The organism is Mucilaginibacter sp. PAMB04274 (assembly GCF_039634385.2).
Taxonomy (GTDB): Bacteria; Bacteroidota; Bacteroidia; order Sphingobacteriales; family Sphingobacteriaceae; genus Mucilaginibacter.
Genome location: NZ_CP155081.2, coordinates 4,006,331 through 4,029,423, shown reverse-complemented (window position 1 = coordinate 4,029,423; position 23,093 = coordinate 4,006,331). Strand labels below are relative to the sequence as shown.

Genomic DNA, 23,093 nt, shown 5'->3' with positions numbered 1-23,093 from the left:
GTTTTGCCGCATTGCAACTAATGAAGATTATTATTCAGCAAATTAGCAAAATATTGGCACTTACTGTGGGCGCATTATGCCTGGCAGGCTCAGTTGTTACTGCCCAGGTTAAAAAACACAGCAAGCCCAAAGCTGCCAGCAGCACCATAAAAGCTCCAGTTACTAATACGGCGCTGTCTGCATTCCTCAAAGAAGCGACTAATGCCGGTATCGAGTTTAAGGTACCCGCACATTTTAAAGAAATACCGGCCATTAATAACGAGAACTTTTCTTTTGATTACGCCATGGTCATGCCCAGTCAGGATTTTGAGGTGTGGCTTCAGGTGCACTCTTTAAAGCAAAACTGGTCGAGCTATGAGCAGGTAAAAAATATTACAGGCAAAGCGCTGGCTAATCCGGATTCAGCGTACCTGGATGCGGCCAAGGCACATGTAGCAGCCATGAGCGATGAAGACGACAAGTATTTTGTGCGCTCATTAACATCCGAGGTGCTGCAACAATATAATGCCGATGCTGGAAAAACTTATTTCTTCAGCCTTTCAAATTTGCCCGAAACCAAGCAATATAAGTACGCGTTGCTTATAGCTATACAAAAGCATCATACCGGTTATATGCTGGCTGTTTGCCTTACTAATCAAAAGGGGCCCGAATTTTTCAGAAACATCAATAAAGCGCGCGATTGCATCAAGTTCAAGTAGTTCAGCTGCGTGTTTTTGCCAATTATTTTAGTATATTTGGAATGGAAATACAAGCCATTCGCAATGGCTTTTCTATCTATTTATGGTGTTTACTATCACCTGTTTAACCCCGATATTTGAACATGGCAGAGATAAATTATAGTGAAGACAGTATCCGTTCGCTCGATTGGAAAGAACACATCCGCTTGCGTCCGGGTATGTACATCGGTAAACTGGGCGATGGCTCGGCTTATGACGATGGTATATACGTACTGCTTAAAGAAATTGTAGATAATTCTATAGACGAGTTTGTAATGGGTGCCGGCCGTACCATCGATATCAACATGAGCGACCATAAAGTTGCCGTTCGTGACTATGGCCGCGGTATTCCGTTAGGTAAGGTTATTGATTGTGTTTCTAAAATTAACACCGGCGGTAAGTATGACAGCAAGGCTTTCCAAAAATCAGTAGGCTTAAATGGCGTGGGTACCAAGGCGGTAAATGCCTTGTCGGCAGCATTTACAGTACAATCCTACCGCGATGGTCGCACCAAAATTGCGGAGTTTACCAAAGGCGAACTTGTAAGAGACGAGCCTGAGAAAGAGACCAGTCAGCGCAACGGTACAGCAATCAATTTTTTTCCGGACGAAAGCATTTTCCGTAACTACCGCTTTATACCGGAGTTTGTGCAAAATATGATCTGGAACTATGTGTTCCTGAACGCAGGGCTAACCATTAATTTCAACGGCGAAAAGTTCTTTTCGCAAAATGGCCTCCGCGATTTGCTGGAGCGCAAGACCGACCCTGATACCATACGTTATCCAATCATCCACCTGAAAGGTGAGGACATTGAGATAGCCATGACCCACGGTCAGCAATACGGCGAGGAATATTATTCGTTTGTTAACGGACAGCACACCACGCAGGGTGGTACGCACCAGGCAGCTTTCCGCGAGGCCGTGGTAAAAACCCTGCGCGAGTTTTATAAAAAGGAATTTGACGCGTCGGACGTACGCTCATCTATAGTAGCGGCTATTGCCATTAAAGTGCAAGAGCCTGTTTTTGAATCGCAAACTAAAACCAAGCTGGGTTCACAAAACGTAGGCCCGGATGGGCCTACTGTGCGTGGCTTTATCAATGATTTTGTAAAGACAGAGCTTGATAACTTCTTACATAAAAATCCGTCGGCTGCAGATGCTATATTGAAACGTATACTGCAGTCAGAACGGGAACGTAAGGATATTGCAGGCATCAAAAAGCTGGCTAATGAGCGTGCAAAAAAAGCATCGCTTCACAACCGCAAACTGCGCGATTGTAAACTTCACTTTGATGATACCCATGAGCGTAAGCAGGATACCACACTGTTTATTACAGAGGGTGACTCGGCAAGTGGCTCTATCACCAAATCGCGTGATGTATTAACGCAGGCGGTGTTTAGCTTAAAAGGTAAACCGTTAAACTGTTTTGGCTTAACCAAAAAAGTGGTTTACGAGAACGAAGAGTTCAACCTTTTACAACATGCGCTGAATATTGAGGATGGGCTTGATGGTTTGCGTTACAACAACATTGTAATAGCAACTGATGCCGATGTTGATGGTATGCACATCCGTTTGCTCATTATGACCTTCTTTTTGCAATTTTTCCCGGATGTGGTTAAAGCAGGGCACGTATCCATCTTACAAACGCCACTCTTTAGGGTGCGTAACAAAAAAGAAACCATCTACTGCTACAGCGATGAAGAACGCCGCAATGCGATAGCTAAGCTGGGTAACAAACCTGAGATAACCCGCTTTAAGGGTTTAGGTGAAATATCGCCCGATGAATTTGGCTTGTTCATAGGAAAAGACATGCGTTTGGATCCCGTGATACTGAAAGATGCCAACGTAAAAGGTTTGCTGGAGTACTTTATGGGTAAAAATACTCCAACGCGTCAACAGCATATTGTACAAAACCTGCGTGTAGAAAAGGATGATGAAACCATTAATCCGCTTGTAGCAGAGGCCGAAGTACTTGTGGCATAAGCTAGATACACAAATATTTAAGGGTTTGTAAGTTGCTATTGCTTATTTAAAATATAAGTGGTAACTTATAAGCCCTTTTTTGATGGAGTGGTGCTTATAGTATACGAGTAGTCCATCCCAGTCATTTTACAACAAGGGGTTTATCTGAAACAATGATTAACCACGAAATTAAAATTGCATTTGAAGAATATAACAGCTTCGACGAGCTGAACAAAAAAGACCAGGCCCTATGTCTGGAAGCCGTTAAGGCCCTGAAGGGCTCACACTCTCCTTACTCAAACTTTAGCGTAGGCGCGGTTTTGCGTTTGCAAAGTGGCCGTATTATTTATGGAAGCAACCAAGAGAACGCCGCTTACCCATCGGGCCTGTGTGCTGAACGCGTGGCACTTTTTGCCTGGGGCGCAAATTACGCTAATGATCCTATTGAAAGCCTGGCCGTAACTGCTTACACAGCGAAGTTTGTAATTAATAAACCTATCACACCTTGTGGTTCCTGTTTGCAGGTACTGGCCGAGTACGAAAAGAAACAAGCTCAACCTATACGCACCTTGCTTTACTGCCAGGAAGGCTCTGTGTGGGTTACCAATGGTGTTGAAAGCTTTTTGCCGTTCCTGTTTTTTGAGGATCGGCTGGTGACTGTGCCTGTATAGTAGGAGTTTAAAGTAGCGTATTTATTAAAAGATTGTCAAAGTACTCTTAATTTTATCATATTAGTTTGAATTAAAACTATCAAGTATTTAACTTTGTTGTTGTTAAAATTTTAATAATGGCAACAGCGGCACAACCTGCAAACTCATTAGTTGAATATGGAGCCAGGCGCGTTATCATTACCGTTACCGCGGTATTTTGCGCGCTGCTCGAGATAATAGACACCACCATTGTGAACGTAGCGCTTAACGATATGCGCGGCAATTTGGGTGCTACTTTAAACGAAATAAGCTGGGTAATTACCGCCTACTCGCTGGCCAACGTAATCATCGTACCCATGACCAGTTGGCTATCACAGCAGTTTGGCCGGCGCAACTACTTTGCTGCATCGGTTATACTTTTTACAGTATGCTCATTTTTGTGTGGTAACGCCACCAATATTTGGGAGCTAGTATTGTTTAGATTTTTGCAGGGCATAGGCGGCGGTGCACTGCTGGTAACATCGCAAACCATCATAACCGAGAGCTGGCCGGTTGAAAAGCGGGCGATGGCGCAAGCCATTTACACCTTAGGGGTTATAGTTGGCCCCACACTTGGCCCGCCGCTGGGTGGTTACATAGTTGATAATTTTTCATGGCCATTTATATTCTACATAAACATCCCGGTTGGTATAATTGCCGCTATACTTACCCTGCAGTATGTGCGTAGCCCAAAGTATGATGAAAAGAGGCCGGCCAGTGAGGTAGACTGGTGGGGCATAGGCCTGCTTACAGTAGGTATTTCTTCATTACAATATGTTTTAGAAAAAGGCCAGGAGGAAGATTGGTATAGTAGCGAGGCAATAACTATTTTAACGGTAACAGCAGTATTTGGTATTTTAATGTTTATATGGCGTGAGTTGAGCTACAAGTACCCCATAGTAGAGCTGCGGGTTTTAAAGGATAACAACCTCCGTATAGGTGTTATACTCTCATTTGTTATGGGTTTCGGTTTGTTCGGGTCTACCTTTATTATTCCCTTGTATACGCAATCCTTGTTAGGGTGGACAGCCCAGCAGTCAGGTATGCTGCAATTGCCAAGTACTTTGTTTGTGGCAATTATGATGCCGGTTGTAGCACAGTTAATTCAGCGTGGAGTGCCTCAAAAATATCTGATTGCTATAGGTATGGCAATCTTTTTTATCTACAGCTATATGTCATACCTCATCATCACGCCATATACCAGCAGTGCAGATTTTTTTTGGCCACTCATTGTACGTGGTTTTGGGCTGGGCTTGTTATCGGTGCCGGTGAGTACCATGTCTTTATCCACGTTAAAGGGTAAAGAGATAGGACAGGGGGCTGCGTTTTCGGGCATGATGCGCCAATTGGGCGGCTCATTTGGAGTGGCCGTTATCTCTACTTTTGTATCGCGGCAAACGCAGGTTCATCGTAGTAGTTTAATAAGTCACCTTGGCGTGAATAGCCTTGATGTGCAGCAGCGGTTATCGCAAATGGCCGGCGGTTTCAGAACCAGAGGTGCAGATAGCATTACAGCGCACCGAATGGCATTAACAGCTATGGACGGCTCGGTAAATAAGCAAGCAACCTTACTATCTTACATGGACGTTTTTTTATGGGTGGGCATAATGTTCCTGGTTTTTGTGCCTGTTGTACTGCTTTTTGTTAAAACGGCCAAAAGTAAAGTAAGCCTGGCCGACGCAGCCCACTAAGCAATTGGCTTATTATATTAGATTTGCTACATCATGGTAACAGCAGCTGAGACTAGCAGAAAAACAGAATTAACATTTGAACTTGGACGTGCTATGCACGAGCTGAGAAACTATATTCGCCAGCATATACAGCTCAAAATAAAGGAGAATAATATAAGCATCACTTTTGAGATGCTCGAGGTAATGTCGGTGCTTTGGAAAAAGGACGGCATTAACCAGCAGGAGTTAGCCGATGTAACCTTAAGAGATAAATCGAGCATGACCTATTTGATTGATAATTTGGTTAAGCGCCAAATGGTTAAACGGATGGAAGACGAAAATGACCGTCGTAACAAGTTGATTTATTTAACCGAGCAAGGCACCGCTTTAAAGGGACAGTTACACCCATGGGTGGCCGAAGTTTATGAAAAGGCTACGCTAGCCATTGATATAGAAGCTTTACAACAAAGTGTTGTTCTGTTAAATCAAATGATTGGTAATTTAAAAACCGATTAGTTTGTAAGCTCAATGCATCCGTAATACATGAAGATGTTAAAAGCATACCTATATTAACTGTAAGCAACAGGCTGTTTAAGACAAAACCTAATAAAATAAAGAAGCCGCTCTCGCAGCGGCTTCTTCATGATTAACTAAAACTATTAGCGATAAAAACTAATTTCTTATTTGAATACTGAGTACACGTTGGTAATTTTCCAGCCATCACCAGTGTTGGCCATGGTTACATAATTAGTACGGGTAAAGTTTTCATATTTCATGTCTACTTTTACAACGCTCATGTCGGCATTGGTTTCTACTTCAGTAGTGGTGGTGGTACAGGCTTGTTGGATATCTTTGTTCTGATCGGCAAATTTAAGCATGTCGGCTTTGTCAAAACTTACTACTTGTTTGCCGCGCAGCGTGCTGAATTTTGCAGTTTGGTCAATTACGTCTTTTAAGCCAGCATTTTTTCCTTGAGTCATGGCATTAACGTAAGTAGTAATGGCGTGGTTTTTTGTAAGTTTTGCAGCTACTGGTTCGTCAGCTTTTACTACGCTGGTAACTACTAATAAGGCTAAGCCCAATACAATTGTTTTTAAGGTGGTTTTCATATCTTTATGTTTTAATGTGTTTTATAAATTTGTTTTATATCCATAAGACACACCCAATTACCGAAACGTTACAACTATTTTTATTATAGTTGAAGATTTAACAACTCTTTAACATTTATCCCTTCAAAGTGAAGTTATAGTAAACACTAATGCGCTTTAAGTAATAATATGATAATCTTTACTGCTATAATTTTAAAATTTGATGATAAGGGCGAAAAAACCGGATGGACATATATCGATGTACCTGCAGATATCGCGCAACAAATTAAGCCCGACAATAAAAAATCTTTCAGAGTGCGCGGGCAGCTGGATAGTTTCCCTATTGCTGGTGTAGCACTCATGCCCATGGGAAACGGCAACTTTATACTCACCTTAAACGCCGGTATGCGTAAAGGTGTTCGTAAAAGTAAAGGTGCAATGCTGCAAGTACGCCTCGAGGAGGATGTTGATTTTAAACTAATAGTACCGGAGGATTTGCAAGAGTGCCTGGCCGATGATCCGGATGCGCTGGCTTATTTTAACAGCCTGCTTGAATCACACCGGCGCTATTTTGTGAACTGGTTAAACAGCGCCAAAACCGAACCTACCCGCACCAAACGCATCATACAAATATGTAACGCCATGGCTAACCATATGGATTATGTGCAAATGATAAGAGCCGGGCGAAAAGAAATTTATTGATTGTGTTTTAACCGGTAACGGCGGGTATAATCATACAGCGTGGTAATCTTACCGGCACTAAAAAGTGCATCATTTACAATGTCTACGGAGTCTGGCTGGCCTTTGGCAGTAATCCAGGTTTGGGTGTAACGTAGTGTTACCCGTTGCTGCTGCCCATCTTTACTTACTACAGATTCCCAGTCTTTTATTTTAAACTTAAGGTTTTTGTGTAGTTGGGCATTTGCTTTAATCAGATACATAAATTCGCTGCTGGGGCCTTTATACATACCACCATCGTAAAAAACGGCTAAATTTTCAGTAATAAATCGTTTTAACGATGCGGTGTCACCGCTTTCATAAGCTTTAAGCGCTTTTAAGGCAATTAGAATATTTTGTTTATTTACGTTTATACGCCATTGGTCTGATTGTTTAATTTGATAGGCATAGTTAACTGTGTCGTTTAAATAAACGGCTTGATTTTTAGCAACAGGCGCCTGGCAGGAAAGCAATAGCAATACTGCCGCCCCTAATAAAAGGCATGGCTTAGTCATCAATAATTGGTTAGTACAATTAAAACACCCTTTATGGGTATAGGTTTACAACAGACTGTAAATCAATGAAAAATTTGGCAAAATAAATAATATATTCATCCCCCAAAGCATATTAATGTTGGCCGCTATATAGGTAATTTGCCTCGTTTTTAGTATATTTGGCTAATATTTTTAGCAATTGATTAACCCGGATAATGTTTAAAAAGATCATTCCGTCTTTTTAAGTTTTTAATATGTCAGATAATTTAGATTCTAACGAAAAGCTTCATAATATCATTCCGCTGGATGGCTTGTACGAGAACTGGTTTCTTGACTATGCTTCTTACGTTATATTAGATCGTGCCGTTCCGCATATATATGATGGTTTAAAGCCAGTACAACGCCGTATACTGCACTCGCTCAAAGAAATGGATGACGGGCGCTTCAATAAAGCAGCAAACGTAATTGGTAACACCATGAAGTATCACCCCCACGGTGATGCGTCTATCGGCGACGCCATGGTACAATTAGGCCAAAAAAATCTGCTTATTGATTGCCAGGGTAACTGGGGCCATCCCATTACCGGCGATTCGGCTGCTGCCCCGCGTTACATTGAGGCACGGCTTTCCAAGTTTGCGCTCGATGTTGTTTTTAACCCCGATACTACCCAGTGGCAGGCTAGTTATGACGGCCGTAACCGCGAGCCTATTACACTGCCGGTGAAATTTCCGCTGTTGTTGGCACAAGGGGCAGATGGTATTGCCGTAGGTTTGGCTACCAAGATTTTACCGCACAACTTTGTTGAGTTGATTGACGCGGCTATTGAGGTACTAAACGGCAACCGCCCTAACCTGTTACCCGATTTCCCGACGGGTGGTATGGCCGATGCCTCCAATTACAACGAAGGGCAACGCGGCGGTAAAGTGCGCATACGCGCCAAAATAATGGAGCGTGATAAAAAGACGCTGGTTATTACCGAAATTCCGTTCAGTACCAATACCGGCGGATTGATCGATAGTATCATCAGCGCTAATGAAAAAGGTAAGATCAAGATCAAAAAGATCGAAGATAATACCACCTGGGACCCGGAGATTATCATTCACCTCGCGCCAGGCATATCGCCAGATGTTACGATCGATGCCTTGTATGCTTTTACTGATTGCGAAGTATCCATATCGCCCAATACCTGCGTAATTTTTGACGATAAGCCGCACTTTATGAGTGTGAATGATGTGCTTATTCAAAGTGCCAACCATACACGCGAGCTGCTTAAAATGGAGCTGGAGATACGCTTGCAGGAACTGAAAGAAAAAATATTTTTCAGTTCGCTGCTCAAGATCTTCATTCAGGAAGGCATGTACAAGCACTCCGACTATGAAACCTCCGGAAACTTTGATGTAGTAGTAGAGGTATTGAACCGTTTGTTTGAGCCTTTCTTTCCGCAGTTTTACCGCACCATTTTACCAGAAGATTATAAGCGGCTTATTGATAAGCCGATGAGCAGCATTACCCGCTTTGACGTAAAGAAAGCCGATGAGCAGATGAAGGCGCTCGAGAATGAGATCAAAGAGGTAAAGCATCATCTGAAGCATTTAACTGATTATGCCATTGCCTGGTTTACCAAGCTTAAAGAAAAATATGGTAAAGACCGTGGCCGTAAAACTGAACTACGGACTTTTGACCGTGTAGAAGCCGCACAGGTAGCGCTGGCCAATGTTAAGCTCTACGTAAACCGCGAAGATGGCTTTGTTGGTGCCGGACTGAAAAAGGACGAGTATGTATGCGATTGCTCAGATATAGATGAGATCATTGTATTCCGGTCAGACGGCAGGTGCATCATTACCAAGGTACAGGATAAAGTTTTTGTGGGTAAAGATATTATTCACGTTGCCGTATTTAAAAAGAACGATGAGCGTACCGTATATAACATGATTTATAAGGATGGCGAATCAGGTACTACGTTCATCAAGCGTTTCTCGGTAGTAGGTGTGACCCGCGATAAGGAGTATGATTTAACCAAGGGTACCAAAGGAACAAAAGTCTTATACTTCTCGGCCAATCCTAATGGGGAGGCTGAGGTGGTGAACATACAGCTTAAGCCGCACTCTAAGCTTAAAAAGCTACAGTTCGACGAAGACTTTGCTGCTATAGCAATTAAAGGTCGTAGTTCTATAGGCAACCAGGTTACCAAATATCCGGTTAAAAAGATCCTGTTAAAGAGCAAAGGTGTATCTACACTGGCCGGGCGCAAAGTTTGGTATGATGATATACTGAAACGCCTGAATGTTGATGGCCGGGGCCGTTACCTGGGTGAGTTTGACGGTGAAGATAAAATACTCACTATATTGAGCAACGGCGTGTACGAATTAACCAGCTTTGATCTGAATAACCACTTTGACGACAAAATGCAGATTATCGAAAAGTACGATCCTGAAAAGGTATACTCGGTAGTGCACTATGACGGTAAATCCAAAAATTACCTGGTTAAGCGTTTTATATTCGAAAATACGGTTATTGGTAAGCAAGGCAGCTTCATTAGTGAAGAAAATGGCTCAAAGCTCATACTCATATCAGGCGCGGCGCAGCCGGTGGTTAAGGTAGAGCAGTTAAAAGGTAAAGCACAGGTGCTTGAGCTGGTAGAATTAAATCTTACTGATTTGATTGATGTAAAAGGCATGAAAGCTATGGGTAACCGCCTTTCGGCACACGTGGTGCAAACCGTACAGCTGATAGCCGAGCATGACGACGCCGAAGATGTGCCCGACCCTTCACCCGCATCAGTAGCCGACACACAGGTGCTGGCCGATGTTACGCAGGAAAAGGAGGAGCCCGATACTAATCCTGAAACTGCTGCCAAGATCATAGGCTTGGAAATTACTAATCCAGATGATATAGATTTAAGTAAAGGACAATTAGGATTGTTCTAAAACAAAAAAGAGGGACCGTAAAGTCCCTCTTTTTTGTTTATGCGATTGGAGCCGATTACAGGATCAGGATCAACACTAAAATGATGATAATGATAGCACCAACTGAGAGATAGATACCACCACCGGTTGCAGCAGCGTTAGCTTCTTTTTTCAGGTCTTTTAATTCAGCTCTTAAGGCTTTGCGCTCTACTTTGCTTAACTGAGATTTGTCCATTGAGCGGATTTCGTCTACACGCGCTTTAATTTCCTCTACGCGGGCATTTCTTTCTTCAACGGTTTTGGTGGCATAATACTCTTTGTAGTTAACGCCATTGTCGTTAGTTGCAGCTTGAGATGTAAAAGCAACAAAGCTTAACATCAAAACGGTCATTAGTAAATAAATTTTCTTTTTCATGTGATTGTAGATTAATTGTACTGATTGCAAAACTGCTTTACGGAGTATAAAGTTTTAAAAAAGTTCAACTAATATTATTTTCATGTTAAATACTAATATAATATGGAGCTTCAAACACATGCCCTTTGTCCAGCTTTTGGATGGCTGGCTTGTGGCTAATATCAACCGGTTCTCCTACCGCATCAGCGTAACCCAACCATGGTTCTATACATACAAAATCTGCCCCGGGCTTAGCCCATATGCCTAAGTGCTTATAGTATGGAAACTCCACAGACAGGGTCTCGTTATGAAGTGTCGATTTGATAGTAATCAATTTTGATTTAATATCTTTAAAAACCAAGGCATCGTCTTTGAACAGGTCGCGCGTTAAGTGCAGCTTATTGCCGTCCAATTCAATTGGCCTTGCTTCACCTGTAAAGAAGCCGTCGGCCGATAACAGGTGGCTTTCCAGTTTTTCCGTAGATTCAAACTCTAGGTAATAATCTTCATACTGGCCCTTGCCCTTAAAAGGAACATTAAATGCCGGGTGCCCACCCACCGAGAAGTAGATGGTCTTCGTATCCTGATTAATTACTTTGTAAGTAACACGAAGCGCATTCTCAATAAGCGTATATAATACCTGGAAAGAAAAGTGATAGGGATATACATCCAGGGTATCATGGTTAGAAGTCAAGTCGAGCACTGCATGCTCCTGGTCAGCCTCGGCCACCGTAAATTCTGATTGACGGGCAAAGCCATGCCGGGGTAAAGTATAACTATTACCGTCTACATGTAATTGGTTATTCACCAATCCGCCCACCACCGGGAAAAGGTTAGGGGCATGCCATGGCCAAATATCTGCGTTGGCTTGCCACATATGTTCGGTTTGGGTAGCTTTGTTATACAGTGAGGCCAACTGTGCACCTTTAGTGGTAATAGATACCTTAAGATACTCATTCTCGATAGTAATCATAGACTCGGTGTTATGTAGATAATGCTAAATTACTAATTTAATCATCATCGTCGTCACCTTTCTTTTTGGCTTCGAGTATTACAAAAGCGCTTCGTTTGGGTGCCGGCATAACAGCTTTTTCGCCTTTTACGTATTTCCAAACCACCTCGTTAAGCTCCAGGTCGGGTATGGCGTCCTCTTTGGCAAAGTTGAAGAATTCCGACCGCTTGCTGCTTTCGTTAATAGCTACGTTGCGTTTTTCCAAATCAACAGAGGCCTGCTTTTTTAAGTAAGGGCTGAAGTCGGGCTTGGCAGTAAAGCACTCATATAAAGGAATTGCAGCAGCATCATACTGGCTCATAGGGGGTAAGCCCAATATCAACTCAATAGTACGCAATACGCCCGAAGTAGAATACATCTGGCTAACTACAGCATTTCGCTTTACATAAGGGCCTGCTATAAATGCTGGCGAGCGGTGTGCATCTACATGGTCTGGTCCGTTTTGAGCATCATCTTCCAATATAAAAACCACCGACTCTTTCCATACCGGGCTTTTAGACAGGTGCTCCAGTATCATGCCAATAGCCTGATCATTATCAGCAACTGCAGCGGTAGGGGAGTACTTGCCCTTCTTTTGCCCGCTGGTATGGTCGTTTGATATGCGTATGGTATTAAAGCGTGGTACAGCATTAATGTTTAAAAGGGAGTCAAAATCCTGGGCCCAAAGCCGGGCACGCAAAACATCCTTAATATCCATGTTAAAGCCCGGCGAGTGCGGAGCAACATGGCCTCTAAGCGATTTAATGTTAGCTTTACCATATTCGCCAAACTCGCCGTAAGTGCGATAGCTAATTCCGGCACGCTTGCAGTAATCCCAAATAAAGCCATCGCGCGGGTAAGCTGCCTGGCGCGAGCCCTCAAAATCATAAGTGCCGCCCCGGTTGCCATAGCTGGTAGGCCAGTTTTTTTCCACAAAATCGGTAGCATAAGCGGCGGTGCTCCAGTTGTGTCCATCGGCACTTACCTCGGCATTCACATAAAAATTATCGAGCAGTACAAAGTTGCTGGCTATGGCATGGTGGTTAGGCGTTACCTTTTGTCCAAATATGCACAATGAGGTATCCCCATTGCCATTGGGCATATCGCCCAAAACCTGATCATACGTACGGTTCTCCTTAATAATGTAAAACACATACTTCATGGGTGATTTATCACCAGGCTTTCGCGGAACAGGATTGCCCGCTTCGCCAGCTGCCATTACCTCTTTTTGCTTATCAAAAGGCGTATTTGCATATACTTGGTGCGTATAAGCTTTCAATTGTTCAGGCCCGGGCCGGTCAATCATCGACAAGGTGCCTTTAAACAGACCGCCAATGTACTGCTCCCGGCTATTGATAGAGCCTATATGGTGCCCGCTGTTATCTGTTTTGCTTAAAGGCTGCGGGCCGTTAGGATTAGCCATTGAGGCGAAACCTTTACCATTGGCTACTAAAAGTTTATTACCCAACACTTTTACGTTGGTTGGATACCAGCCCACCGGAATAAACCCACGGCTTTGGCTGGTACCTGGCTTAGTAACATCAAAAACAGCCAAACAGTTGTTATCGGCGTTGGCTATGTAAAGGGTTTTGCCGTCGGCAGATAAAGCGAGTCCGTTGGTAGTGGCACCGGTTAGCTTGGTAGGGTACAAAGCTGCCGAGATAGTTTCAATAACCTTTTGTGATTGGGTATTGATAACCGATACACTGTTATCATTTGCATTAGCTACGTAAAGTAAAGTGTTCTTCTTATTTAGCAGCAGCTCATTGGGGTGGCTGCCAGCTTTAATGCTTTTGATGATGCGCTGGCTCTGGGTATCATAAACGGCCACCTTCTCGCCGCCCCATAAAGATATATACAGCGTTTTTTCATCTGCAGAAAGCAGGCAGGTATAGCTCTCGGCTGCTAATTTAAGCTGATTAATAATTTGCCCGGTTTGCGGGTTAAGTACGTACAGGCTGCTATCTTCTTTGGTTACTACATAAAGCTTGGTATTGGCTTTGTTAAGGGCCATACCGGTTGGACCAACCTTATTAGGCCAGGGTTTGCCAAGGCGTAGCGTGTCGGGCTTATTTAACTTGTCGTTCTTCAAATCAAAGCGGTATATCCAGTTATCATTACCGCCCGAAGCGTAGAGGTATTTTTCATCATCACTAAAAGCCAGGCCATACCATGATTTAGCCACTTTACGCTGGGCCAGTTGCTTCTCGCTTTTTGGATCTATAAGTTGTATGGATTGCGTGCTTTGGCCATTATTGGTAACTGCCAGCAAGCGGCCAGATGATGATAGTTGGATGTTTAGTGGCAAATCGCCCAGGGGGAGCGAGCGGCCGGCAGGGCTCAGTTTCCAGCCGTTGGGCAGTAACACCTGCCCTGTGGCTGTTTTGCCCGGCAGTTGTGCACAAGCCCAAAATGAAAACAGTAAGCCTGCGCTTAAAATCAGTAGTTTTTTCATAATAGCAGAAGACCTTTACTAGCCAAAAATACTGCTTAACACGGGCAATATATGCCATTAACAAAAACTTAACAATAGCTTATTAATTAGCAAACTTAAGGCGCGATTTTATGATCGAATCGCGCTGGGCGGGTGTAAGCTTGTAATTAAAGTTAAACAAAGCGCCTTCCCAATCGCCATAAGACGGATTTGGAAGTACAATATATTTGCTGCCAAACTGCCGGGTAAGTTGTGTAGTGGTCGCATTCCGGCTTTGCTCTGCCGGATGGTTATCATACAGCTTATCAAAATCGGCCAGGTTATCGCCGCATAGCAATACAATATTATACTTGTTTAGCACCTGCAACCGGCGGCTCTCCTTGCTTGAACTGCCCAATTTAAGCATTAAGTGTTCTGTATCGGCGTTGGGCATGTTGTAGCGTTGCAGGTTTTTTAAAGTGCCGTTACGTTCGTCTTCATCGCGGTTGGTGATGTAAAATACCGTTACACCTTTGCTGGCGGCGTATTTAAAAAAGCCCGGTGCTCCGGCAACGGTGTCACAATCGGCTTTGGCGGTCCACTGTTTCCAGGTGGCTGCATCATATTCTTGGTTATTGAAAGCACGCTGTGCATCATAAGGGCTGTTGTCTAATACTGTTTCATCAATATCAGTTACTACAGCCAATGGCTTAGTGCCGGGGTTTTTAAGTGCTTCATCTAACCGCAGTTTAGCCAGGTTATAAGCCTGAAAACACAGCGCCCTGTATTCGGCCGCCCGTTGCTGCCATAAAGATGCCCATACCTTGCCGTTATTTACGGTCGAGGCACCTGGAGTAGTTACCGTAGTGCGGGTAGCACTGCAGGCAGACAGTATAGTGAGACTTATAAGAAAGCAGGAGTAGCGATTGTTCATGATAACTATTTTGTAGTGCCAAAGCTACTCAAACCGCTGCTAAACAAAAAGGTCATTGCTCCAATGAAGTAGCAATGACCTTGTGTTATAATATATGAAACCTTTACAACAACTCTGGTTTTACTTTTTCGGTGAATTGCCGGGCAAACTTGTTAAGCTTGGGCTGAATTACAAAAGCGCAGTAAGGCTTGGTTGGGTTATCATTAAAATAGTTTTGATGATAATCTTCGGCCTCGTAAAATTCGCCGATGGGCGTTACCTCAGTTACAATTGGTTTGTCAAACACCTGCTCATTGGTGAGGCGTTCAATCATGGCTTCGGCCTGCTGTTTTTGATCATTGTTATGATAAAAAATAGCCGAACGATATTGTGTGCCCACATCATTGCCCTGGCGGTTAAGTGTGGTAGCATCATGTGTTTTAAAGAACACCAGCAATAGTTCCTCAAAGCTTACCTCGTCGGCATCATAGTTCAGTTCAATTACTTCGGCATGGCCGGTGTCACCCTCGCAAACCTGCATGTAGGTTGGGTTATCTATATGGCCGCCTGTATATCCTGACCGTACACTTTGTACGCCTTTAACTGCTTGAAAAATGGCTTCGGTACACCAAAAGCAACCGTTGCCAAATGTGGCTTTCTGTAAGTTCATAACCTTAGTGTACGAAAAGTATGCCAGTTTAATTTCACGTCAGTCGGCTACGTGTAAGTTTGTTTGTAAGGCGCTATTTCTAGCAATGGTTTTTTATTATGGGAATTAGCTCATGATTGCCGTAAAATTAAAAAGCCGGCAAAGCCGGCTTTTTAATTTTATAGATAAGTGCTTCAATTTACAGAGAAGCCATATCTATCACAAAACGGTAATGTACATCACCAGCCAACGTGCGCTCGTAAGCTTCGTTAATCTGGCTAATGTCTATCACTTCCACATCTGACGTTATGTTATGTTCTGCGCAGTAATCAAGCATTTCCTGGGTCTCTTTGATACCACCAACCAGCGAGCCAACCAGGCTGCGGCGGCCCATAATTAGTGGGAATGCCGCCACCGGCGATGGTTCTGCAGGTGCTCCTAATAATATCATCACTCCATCCGTTTTAAGCAAAGCCAGATATTCATTATAATCGTGCTGTGCCGATACGGTGTCGATAATAAAATCGAAGCTATTGGCCAGGCCTGCCATCGTGTCTTTATCGGTGGTAAGCTTAAAGTGGTGTGCACCTAACTCGGTAGCATCTTTCTCTTTACTTGCCGAACGACTTAACATAGTTACCTCAGCACCCATAGATGCCGCAAGTTTAACGGCCATGTGCCCTAAACCGCCTAATCCTACAACGGCCAACTTATCGCCCGCTTTTACACCCCAGTGGCGCAACGGTGAGTAAGTTGTTATGCCGGCGCATAGTAATGGCGCTACTTTTTCGAGGGGCAACTTGTCTGATACGGAAAGGACGAAGTGCTGCGTAACCACAATATGGCTTGAGTAACCGCCCTTGGTAACGTACTGTTTATCCTGACTTAAGGAGTTATAGGTTTGTGTATGCCCGTTTTCACAGTATTGTTCAAGGTCGTTGTTGCAATTTGTACAATGCCTGCACGAATCAACAAAGCAGCCAACACCAACTGTGTCGCCTTCTTTAAACCGTGTAACGTTATTGCCTACACGGGTAACTTTACCCACAATTTCGTGACCAGGAACGGCTGGGTAAACTGTACCGCCCCACTCATTACGGGCGGTATGAATGTCAGAGTGGCAAACGCCACAATATAATATTTCAATCTCCACATCTTCTGCTTGAGGTTCACGACGTTCAAACGAGTATGGAGAAAGAGGTTGGTCTGCTGCAGGTGCAGCATATGCTTTTACTAAGGTCATAAATGTATTGTTTTTGCAAAAATGAACAGTTAGCGTTTAACTTTTGCTTGCGCAAAGTAATATTAAATAAAACTCAGCTATATTATGCCAGTTTAAAAAGGTTAAATACATCCGGATTTGGAGTTTTCTGCTTGATGTTTTGTGGTTTTTTCTCACTTTTCTTCACATATTTTACAACTTGTGAGCGATTGATTAAACATTGGATATAGCCGAACATTTCGCGCTAAATTGTGTATGTAAAAGCCATCATAATGGCCATATATTTTCACAATCCGAATCATCATATGCTGAACACCTACGAATTTGAAAGAGACGGGTTTGCGGGTCCGTTTCCTATCAACAATAAGCAGGAAGCCGATCTATTGGTATCCAGGGAGAAACGCTGGTCTGATTTGTTGCTGCCTTATGTAAAAGGCAGGCATACTATGAACAAAACCATTGCCGATATTGCCTCTCAAACTGAGATTATAGGCCGTATCAAAACCTTACTGGGCGACGATATACTCTTATCTGGCAGCCAGGTCATTAAACAAAGTCCGGGGGTTATACATCCATGGCATGTAGATATCGAACACCAGGCATGGAACGGCGTAACGGTTTGGGTTGCGCTCCGCAACGTAAAACCCCGGGAGTGCATGAAGGTAATATCGGGCTCGCATTTATTCGGCTTTAGTCCGGATGATTTGAAAAGCAGTGGTGTAGATACAAGCAATGATGCGGAGCTTTTACAATTGGCAAAAAGTGAAAACCCTGCTGCTGAACTGGTTGAACTCAATATAGCCGACGGCGAATTCTTTGTGTTTTCGGGCAAGCTATGGCATGCCACGCGCAATAACACCACCCACAAACGCCATGCACTGTTGTTGCAATACTGCCGTCCCGATCAAAAGGCCAGGGTATTGAACAGTTTTGCACTACCCAAAATTGTATGGCAAAAAACCGAAGCAGAGTGCCTGTTAGTAAGCGGAACCGACCAGTATAAAGTGAATAAGCTGATCAGGTATAAAAGCATCGGCAACTTACCCCGAAAGGCAAAGGCCGTAGGGGTTTATTTATTCAGGAACTTATACCAGCGAAGGCATAAACTAACTGCGGGTATGTTAAGTTACATTATAGCTGCCTTTTCAGAGCTTTTTGTTGGTTAATCAACGACAGGCGTTTAAGAGCATTGTGTCTTAAAATCGCTGTATGTGGTTGTGTGCCCTTACTTAGCTTTGTGCTTGCCTGCTGTATTAAATAAGTGCTTGTTGAGTGCGCATATATTGGATCAGTTCCCAGCTTCGTTCATCATATTCAAAAACTATTGCATCACGGCCGGCAAGTTTACGGTGAGTGTATAATCCTCTTGTTAGGATAGTGTTTTGTGGCGTTTGCCAATTACCGGCAGACATTAAAATAAAAGTGTTAACCCGTACACCTTTGTTAAATATGGCTACGCTTTTCTTTTCGGGTTCCTTGGTATTTTCGAAGTGTATCGCAGATCCGTTGGGATGATAACTGTTTTTAACTTTTAATAATCTAACCATACGCAAATCCTTCCATGCTATTGTTCTTTTCCAAAAAAGCGAATAGGCCGTAACTCCTCTTTTATCAATTATTATTAAAGGCAAAGCAGAGGAAGTTAATAGCCAGCTTTCAAAGATTAATAAAGCTAATAGAGCCGGCATATAAAGTATATTCTCTGACGTGAAGTAGCTCGCCCCGCGTTGGGCGAGTATAAATATTCCCTGCGCAATCATGCTCAAGACTATTAAAAGAAAGAGCAAGGCAATGGTATTCAAGAAAATGTTGTTAGAAAAAAGACGGTACGTTGTTTTCATGCCTATTTTACAATGCTGTTTACCACACGTCATAAAATCGGCTTCGAAGCTTGGCAACACCCTCCCATATACAAACTACACCTGCCAGTGCCAATATGGTAAATGAAAATGTTATTTGATGCCTTACCATGTATAATATGGACAGCAGGCTTGTTGCGACGCCAATAAGCAGTAAAATGATGCTTTTAATATGCCTGGACCGGAGTTGCGCGCTGGTAAGGGGTATTTGCTTAACAGGTCCTTTCCGGTGCACTTGGTTTTTTACCTGCGCAATTTTTCTGAATCCGGGCGATTGCTTTTCAAAGTCGCCGGCGTATCCGGTCAAACTATATTTTACATCGCCCTCAAAGTTACCACTGATGGGTTTGGCTTTTTTTTGCTCTATACAGCTTAGCTGCATCATAAGCGTGTCGATAAATTGCTCTATCCCTGAAAAATCAGCTAAAGCAATAATATCAAGTTCCAGGTCATCGCCGGGTTTAAGGTGCTGGGTAAGGTAAGTTATAAAGTCGCTAAACAATTCGGCCACATGCGGAAAGGAGCTTTGAATGAACGGAACGGCCGCTTGTGCATTTGCTATGGCCTGTGTGCCCGGCACTTTAATATGGGTAGCTCCGGGATGAGCATCCATGTACTGCTCATAAGCAGCTTCATCTTCCCAAGCCTCGGCGGCTTTTCTAATTTCCGGAACTTTCGCTTGCAGATCTGACTTGCTGATAAGCGTGAGCCAGAAAAACGGAATCATGTTTTTGATTTCGGCCAGTACTTCGCGATGGCCGTTGGTTGACCGAAAAAGGTAAGTGCGTTGACTCATGACAAAAGCTTCAGCTATAGTATTATAACCGCTAAACTTCAGCTTTGTTCAGCCAGTGTTTTGGATATGTATCCTGGCGCTTTTATCGGCTTACAAAAAAAGCCGGTCTCTCAACCGGCTCTCTCTTTTATGGTGTTGTCTTTCTCGAATCCTGCATCGGGTTGCCGCCGGTGCTGGCGCCCCGTATGGTGTTTTGCTGTTTAAAAAGCTCAAACCGGGTTGGGGTATATTGTTGCGGCCAACTGTTGTTGCCTTCGTTTATGTCGGCGGTTTCGCGGTAAGGGTCTAAACGTATGCTTTTCACCTCTTTTGTTTTGGCGAAAACCTTGGTTACGTTCAGCTCGTTGTGGCGCCAAATATAAGCCGATATTTTTTCCAGCTCTTTGCTGCCGTCGGCATAAGTCCACTCAATAAACAGTGGCATAGGCAGGCCGCCCTTGTTGCTGAAGCTTAGTTCGTAAAAATAGTTTTGGCTATCATACAATTTGCGTTCTTCGGGGCTTAAGGCATTATACATGGCCTTGTAGCTTTGCTCGGTCATAGGTGTGGCGGCAAAGCGGTCCCACTTACTGTAAAAATCCTGCAGGGCAGTATCGGCCTCTACGGCAAAACGGGTACCGGCAGCTTTATTACGAGTGGTGCTGATATTGGTTAAATTACGGTCAAACTGAGCACGGTCGTAATTGCCTTCTACCTGCGGGTTTTTGGTGTTAAGGCGGTAGTATTTTACACTGTCTATAGAAATATCAACCGGATCGGTTCCATAGAACCAGCCGCGCCAAAACCAGTCCAGATCCACGGCCGAGGCATCTTCCATGGTGCGGAAAAAGTCCGACGGGGTAGGGTGGTGAAAAGCCCAGCGCTTGGCGTAAGTTTTAAAGGCATAGTCGAACAGTTCGCGGCCCATTACCGTTTCGCGCAGCACGTTCAACGCAGTAGCAGGTTTAGCGTAGGCATTTGGTCCAAAACGCTGTATGTTCTCCGAGTTGGTCATGATAGGCTCCAGCTCGTTTTTAGGTAGTTTCATGTAATCTACAATCTTGTACGCCGGACCACGGTTAGACGGGAAAGTAGGATCCCATTCCTGCTCGGTTAAGTACTGGCAAAAAGTGTTCAAGCCTTCGTCCATCCAGGTCCATTGGCGCTCGTCGGAGTTCACGATCATCGGGAAGAAGTTGTGGCCCACTTCATGAATAATTACGCCAATCATACCATTTTTAGTAGCCTCGCTATAAGTGCCATCTTTTTCGGCACGGCCGTAATTAAAGCAAATCATGGGGTACTCCATACCGTTGCTGGCCTCAACGGATGTAGCGCAAGGATATGGGTAAGGAATGGTGTATTTTGAATAGGTTTTCACTGTATGCGCTACTACCTTGGTGCTGTAACGGCGGTAAAGTGGATAAGCCTCAGGCCCGTAAACCGACATAGCCATTACCTTGCGGCCACCATCAATTTGGGTAGCCATAGCATCCCACACCACCCGGCGTGATGAAACCCAGGCAAAATCGCGTACGTTTTCGGCATGCCAGTTCCACACCTTGCGTGCAGTGGCATGGCCTTTTAAAGCGTTGCGGGCTTCTGCTAATGTTACCACCTCAACTGGTTCCTTGTACGAGGTTTGTGCCTGCTGCCAGCGTTTGTACTGGGCCGCGCTCAATACCGCGCTGTAGTTAGAGCACTGGCCGGTAGCATCTACCACGTGGTCGGCTGGTACGTTAATGGCTACTTTGAAATCGCCAAAGGTTAACGCAAACTCGCCACGGCCGGTGAACTGCTTGTTTTGCCAGCCCTGAAAATCGCTATACACGGCCATGCGGGGGTACCACTGCGCCATCGTGTACAGGTAGTTCTTATCCTCGGGGAAGTACTCGTAACCACCGCGGCCACCAATGGTTAGGCGGTCTGATATGTTGTACCACCACGCAATCTTAAATGTGAATTTTGCGCCCGGTGCCAAAGTTTGCGGCAGCTCAATGCGCATCATGGTTTGGTTAATGGTGTATTTAAGCGGATTGCCGGCGGCATCTTTAGCGCTCACAATATGGTTACCCAAATCGAGGTTGTGGCCCATAATGCTTTGCAGCTGGCGCAGGCTCATTTTATCCTGCATACGGCTCTCGTCAAATTTGGCGCTTTCGGCATCTTTTTTATGCTCATTCTCGTCAAGCTGTAACCAAAGGTAAGTTAACGGGTCGGGCGAATTGTTATAATAAGTAATGGTTTCGGTACCGTCCAGGCGCTGCTTGTCATCATCCAGCTTGGCCACAATATCATAGTCAGCTTTCTGTTGCCAGTATTTGGGCCCTGGAGCGCCCGATGCCGAGCGGTACATATTAGGGTCGGCCAGGTAGGTGCTGCCTAACTGTTCGAACTTATTGCCGTGGTTTGAGCCCGGGTTGTTTTGAATTTGCTGGGCTTGTGTTGCAGCAGAAAGCAAGAGTGAGCCCGCCAGTAAGTAGTAAAATTTTTTCATCGAAAATGAATAAGAGCATAGCGCTCAATGCACATAATTAACGCTATGCCAAATATAGCAGATGACAGGAATAATGTCCATTCGCGCCGCTGAATTTTAGCGATATTGAGTAAAATAAATGATACGATTAGGATGCAGAGTACAATGAGCACCTGCCCAAACTCCAGCCCTACGTTAAAGGCCAGTAATTGGGCCGTAATATTGGTACTGCTTCCTAACAGGCTTTTTAAATAGTTTGAAAAGCCTAATCCGTGTATAAGGCCAAAAAACAATGCCAGTATGTAAGACAGCCGCACGGTGGTGTTTGATCGCTTCTTTTTAATGATATTAATTAAGCTGGTGATAACAATGGTAACCGGTATCAAAAACTCAATAAGCGACGTGTTAACATGTATAATGTTCAGTGCGCTAAGGGCCAGGGTAATGGAGTGGCCTATGGTAAAGGCGGTAACTAAAACAAGCACTTTACGCCAGTCAGACAGTAAATAAGTGCCGCAGAGGACCATCACAAACAGGATATGATCGTATCCCTGCCAGTCGCAGATGTGCTGCCAGCCCAGCTCAAAATATAAAGAGAAATCGTGCATCGGCTCAAAATAAAAATTACCAATAATAATAACTTAATTTGTGCAAAAAGCGAATAACTTTATACGAAGATGTTACAATGCCTGATAGTTGCTTTCCTGAACGTTTTCCACCCGTTTTATGTAAGCGTTACCGAAATAAATCATAACGCCAAAACGCAGTCGATCGAAATTAGCTGCCGCATGTTTTATGATGATTTGGAGCATGTGCTTGAGAAACAATACCGTACGCAACTGGATATTGTAAAGCCTAAAAACAAGGAACAGCTTAAGCAGATGCTGAACGATTATATTCATAAACATTTGATTGTTAAAGTGGACGGCAAGGTGCTTAACCCCGCCTTTTTAGGATACGAAATTCAGGAAGATGGTGCCTGGAGTTACCTGGAGGTAAAAGGCATTAGCAAGGCTCAAAAAATTGAAGTGCACGATGACCTTTTATATACCGAACATGACGAGCAAATAAACATGCTGCACGTTATTGTTAAAGGCGAGCGCAAAAGCACCAAGCTGGATAACCCAAATGCAAATGCTAATTTTAGCTTTAACTAAACA

General features: G+C 43.9%; 21 protein-coding genes. 9 read left to right on the top strand and 12 right to left on the bottom strand.

Annotation, left to right across the window (positions count from 1 at the left end):
- Nucleotides 1-20: 20 nt before the first annotated feature.
- From ABDD95_RS16935 to ABDD95_RS16915, 5 genes are all read left to right on the top strand, one after another.
- Complete coding sequence (locus ABDD95_RS16935; RefSeq protein WP_345948521.1) at nucleotides 21-698, top strand: hypothetical protein; 678 nt, start codon at nucleotides 21-23, stop codon at nucleotides 696-698.
- A 122-nt stretch (nucleotides 699-820) separates the two neighbouring features.
- Complete coding sequence (locus tag ABDD95_RS16930; RefSeq protein ID WP_345948520.1) at nucleotides 821-2,698, top strand: DNA topoisomerase IV subunit B; 1,878 nt, start codon at nucleotides 821-823, stop codon at nucleotides 2,696-2,698.
- A gap of 152 nt (nucleotides 2,699-2,850) precedes the next feature.
- Nucleotides 2,851-3,348 (top strand): cytidine deaminase, encoded by a 498-nt coding sequence (locus tag ABDD95_RS16925; protein ID WP_345948519.1) that lies wholly within the window; start codon nucleotides 2,851-2,853, stop codon nucleotides 3,346-3,348.
- Between the two features lie 116 nt (nucleotides 3,349-3,464).
- Nucleotides 3,465-5,057, top strand: a complete 1,593-nt coding sequence (locus ABDD95_RS16920) for a DHA2 family efflux MFS transporter permease subunit (protein ID WP_345948518.1) — start codon at nucleotides 3,465-3,467, stop codon at nucleotides 5,055-5,057.
- 33 nt (nucleotides 5,058-5,090) lie between these two features.
- Nucleotides 5,091-5,552, top strand: coding sequence for a MarR family transcriptional regulator (locus tag ABDD95_RS16915; RefSeq protein ID WP_345948517.1), 462 nt, complete (start codon nucleotides 5,091-5,093; stop codon nucleotides 5,550-5,552).
- 164 nt (nucleotides 5,553-5,716) lie between these two features.
- Here the strand turns inward: ABDD95_RS16915 and ABDD95_RS16910 are convergent, their stop codons facing one another.
- Nucleotides 5,717-6,145 carry a nuclear transport factor 2 family protein gene (locus ABDD95_RS16910; protein WP_345948516.1) on the bottom strand — a complete coding sequence of 143 codons (429 nt, stop codon included), beginning with the start codon at nucleotides 6,143-6,145 and terminating at the stop codon, nucleotides 5,717-5,719.
- A 168-nt stretch (nucleotides 6,146-6,313) separates the two neighbouring features.
- Between ABDD95_RS16910 and ABDD95_RS16905 the strand changes: the two genes are divergently transcribed.
- Nucleotides 6,314-6,826, top strand: a complete 513-nt coding sequence (locus tag ABDD95_RS16905) for a YdeI/OmpD-associated family protein (RefSeq protein ID WP_345948515.1) — start codon at nucleotides 6,314-6,316, stop codon at nucleotides 6,824-6,826.
- Here ABDD95_RS16905 and ABDD95_RS16900 read toward each other — a convergent pair.
- Nucleotides 6,820-7,356: a hypothetical protein gene (locus tag ABDD95_RS16900; RefSeq protein WP_345948514.1), complete on the bottom strand. Its 537-nt coding sequence runs from the start codon at nucleotides 7,354-7,356 to the stop codon at nucleotides 6,820-6,822. The two genes, ABDD95_RS16905 and ABDD95_RS16900, sit on opposite strands and share 7 nt — an antisense overlap.
- A 233-nt stretch (nucleotides 7,357-7,589) precedes the next feature.
- Here ABDD95_RS16900 and ABDD95_RS16895 point away from each other — a divergent pair, with 233 nt between their 5' ends.
- On the top strand, nucleotides 7,590-10,262 hold the full coding sequence (locus ABDD95_RS16895) for a DNA gyrase/topoisomerase IV subunit A (RefSeq protein WP_345948513.1): 2,673 nt from the start codon (nucleotides 7,590-7,592) through the stop codon (nucleotides 10,260-10,262).
- Between the two features lie 55 nt (nucleotides 10,263-10,317).
- Here the strand turns inward: ABDD95_RS16895 and ABDD95_RS16890 are convergent, their stop codons facing one another.
- The 6 genes from ABDD95_RS16890 to ABDD95_RS16865 all read right to left on the bottom strand — a co-directional run bounded on the left by ABDD95_RS16890 (nucleotide 10,318) and on the right by ABDD95_RS16865 (nucleotide 16,844).
- Nucleotides 10,318-10,656, bottom strand: a complete 339-nt coding sequence (locus ABDD95_RS16890; protein ID WP_345948512.1) for a hypothetical protein — start codon at nucleotides 10,654-10,656, stop codon at nucleotides 10,318-10,320.
- A gap of 85 nt (nucleotides 10,657-10,741) precedes the next feature.
- On the bottom strand, nucleotides 10,742-11,608 hold the full coding sequence (locus ABDD95_RS16885; RefSeq protein ID WP_345948511.1) for an aldose 1-epimerase family protein: 867 nt from the start codon (nucleotides 11,606-11,608) through the stop codon (nucleotides 10,742-10,744).
- A gap of 37 nt (nucleotides 11,609-11,645) precedes the next feature.
- Entirely contained in the window at nucleotides 11,646-14,081 is a 2,436-nt protein-coding gene (locus ABDD95_RS16880; protein WP_345948510.1) for a bifunctional YncE family protein/alkaline phosphatase family protein, read from the bottom strand.
- Nucleotides 14,082-14,163: 82 nt separating this feature from the next.
- Entirely contained in the window at nucleotides 14,164-14,973 is an 810-nt protein-coding gene (locus ABDD95_RS16875; protein ID WP_345948509.1) for a 5'-nucleotidase, lipoprotein e(P4) family, read from the bottom strand.
- A gap of 103 nt (nucleotides 14,974-15,076) precedes the next feature.
- Complete coding sequence (gene msrA, locus ABDD95_RS16870; protein WP_345948508.1) at nucleotides 15,077-15,622, bottom strand: peptide-methionine (S)-S-oxide reductase MsrA; 546 nt, start codon at nucleotides 15,620-15,622, stop codon at nucleotides 15,077-15,079.
- A gap of 178 nt (nucleotides 15,623-15,800) precedes the next feature.
- Nucleotides 15,801-16,844, bottom strand: coding sequence for an NAD(P)-dependent alcohol dehydrogenase (locus tag ABDD95_RS16865; protein ID WP_345948507.1), 1,044 nt, complete (start codon nucleotides 16,842-16,844; stop codon nucleotides 15,801-15,803).
- A 251-nt stretch (nucleotides 16,845-17,095) separates the two neighbouring features.
- Between ABDD95_RS16865 and ABDD95_RS16860 the strand changes: the two genes are divergently transcribed.
- Nucleotides 17,096-17,989 (top strand): phytanoyl-CoA dioxygenase family protein, encoded by an 894-nt coding sequence (locus ABDD95_RS16860; protein WP_345948506.1) that lies wholly within the window; start codon nucleotides 17,096-17,098, stop codon nucleotides 17,987-17,989.
- A gap of 87 nt (nucleotides 17,990-18,076) precedes the next feature.
- Here ABDD95_RS16860 and ABDD95_RS16855 read toward each other — a convergent pair whose 3' ends face one another.
- From ABDD95_RS16855 to ABDD95_RS16840, 4 genes are all read right to left on the bottom strand, one after another.
- The gene (locus ABDD95_RS16855) at nucleotides 18,077-18,625 is read right to left on the bottom strand and encodes a hypothetical protein (protein WP_345948505.1); all 549 of its coding nucleotides are present in this window, start codon (nucleotides 18,623-18,625) and stop codon (nucleotides 18,077-18,079) included.
- Nucleotides 18,626-18,683: 58 nt separating this feature from the next.
- Nucleotides 18,684-19,478 (bottom strand): hypothetical protein, encoded by a 795-nt coding sequence (locus ABDD95_RS16850; protein WP_345948504.1) that lies wholly within the window; start codon nucleotides 19,476-19,478, stop codon nucleotides 18,684-18,686.
- Between the two features lie 127 nt (nucleotides 19,479-19,605).
- Nucleotides 19,606-21,954 carry a M1 family metallopeptidase gene (locus ABDD95_RS16845; RefSeq protein WP_345948503.1) on the bottom strand — a complete coding sequence of 783 codons (2,349 nt, stop codon included), beginning with the start codon at nucleotides 21,952-21,954 and terminating at the stop codon, nucleotides 19,606-19,608.
- A complete protein-coding gene (locus tag ABDD95_RS16840; RefSeq protein ID WP_345948502.1) occupies nucleotides 21,951-22,541 on the bottom strand; it encodes a HupE/UreJ family protein in 591 nt (196 codons plus the stop codon). Before ABDD95_RS16840 ends, ABDD95_RS16845 begins: the two co-directional genes overlap by 4 nt.
- A gap of 69 nt (nucleotides 22,542-22,610) precedes the next feature.
- On the opposite strand from ABDD95_RS16840, the gene ABDD95_RS16835 reads away from it, so the two are divergent.
- Nucleotides 22,611-23,090 carry a DUF6702 family protein gene (locus tag ABDD95_RS16835; protein ID WP_345948501.1) on the top strand — a complete coding sequence of 160 codons (480 nt, stop codon included), beginning with the start codon at nucleotides 22,611-22,613 and terminating at the stop codon, nucleotides 23,088-23,090.
- Nucleotides 23,091-23,093: the final 3 nt, after the last annotated feature.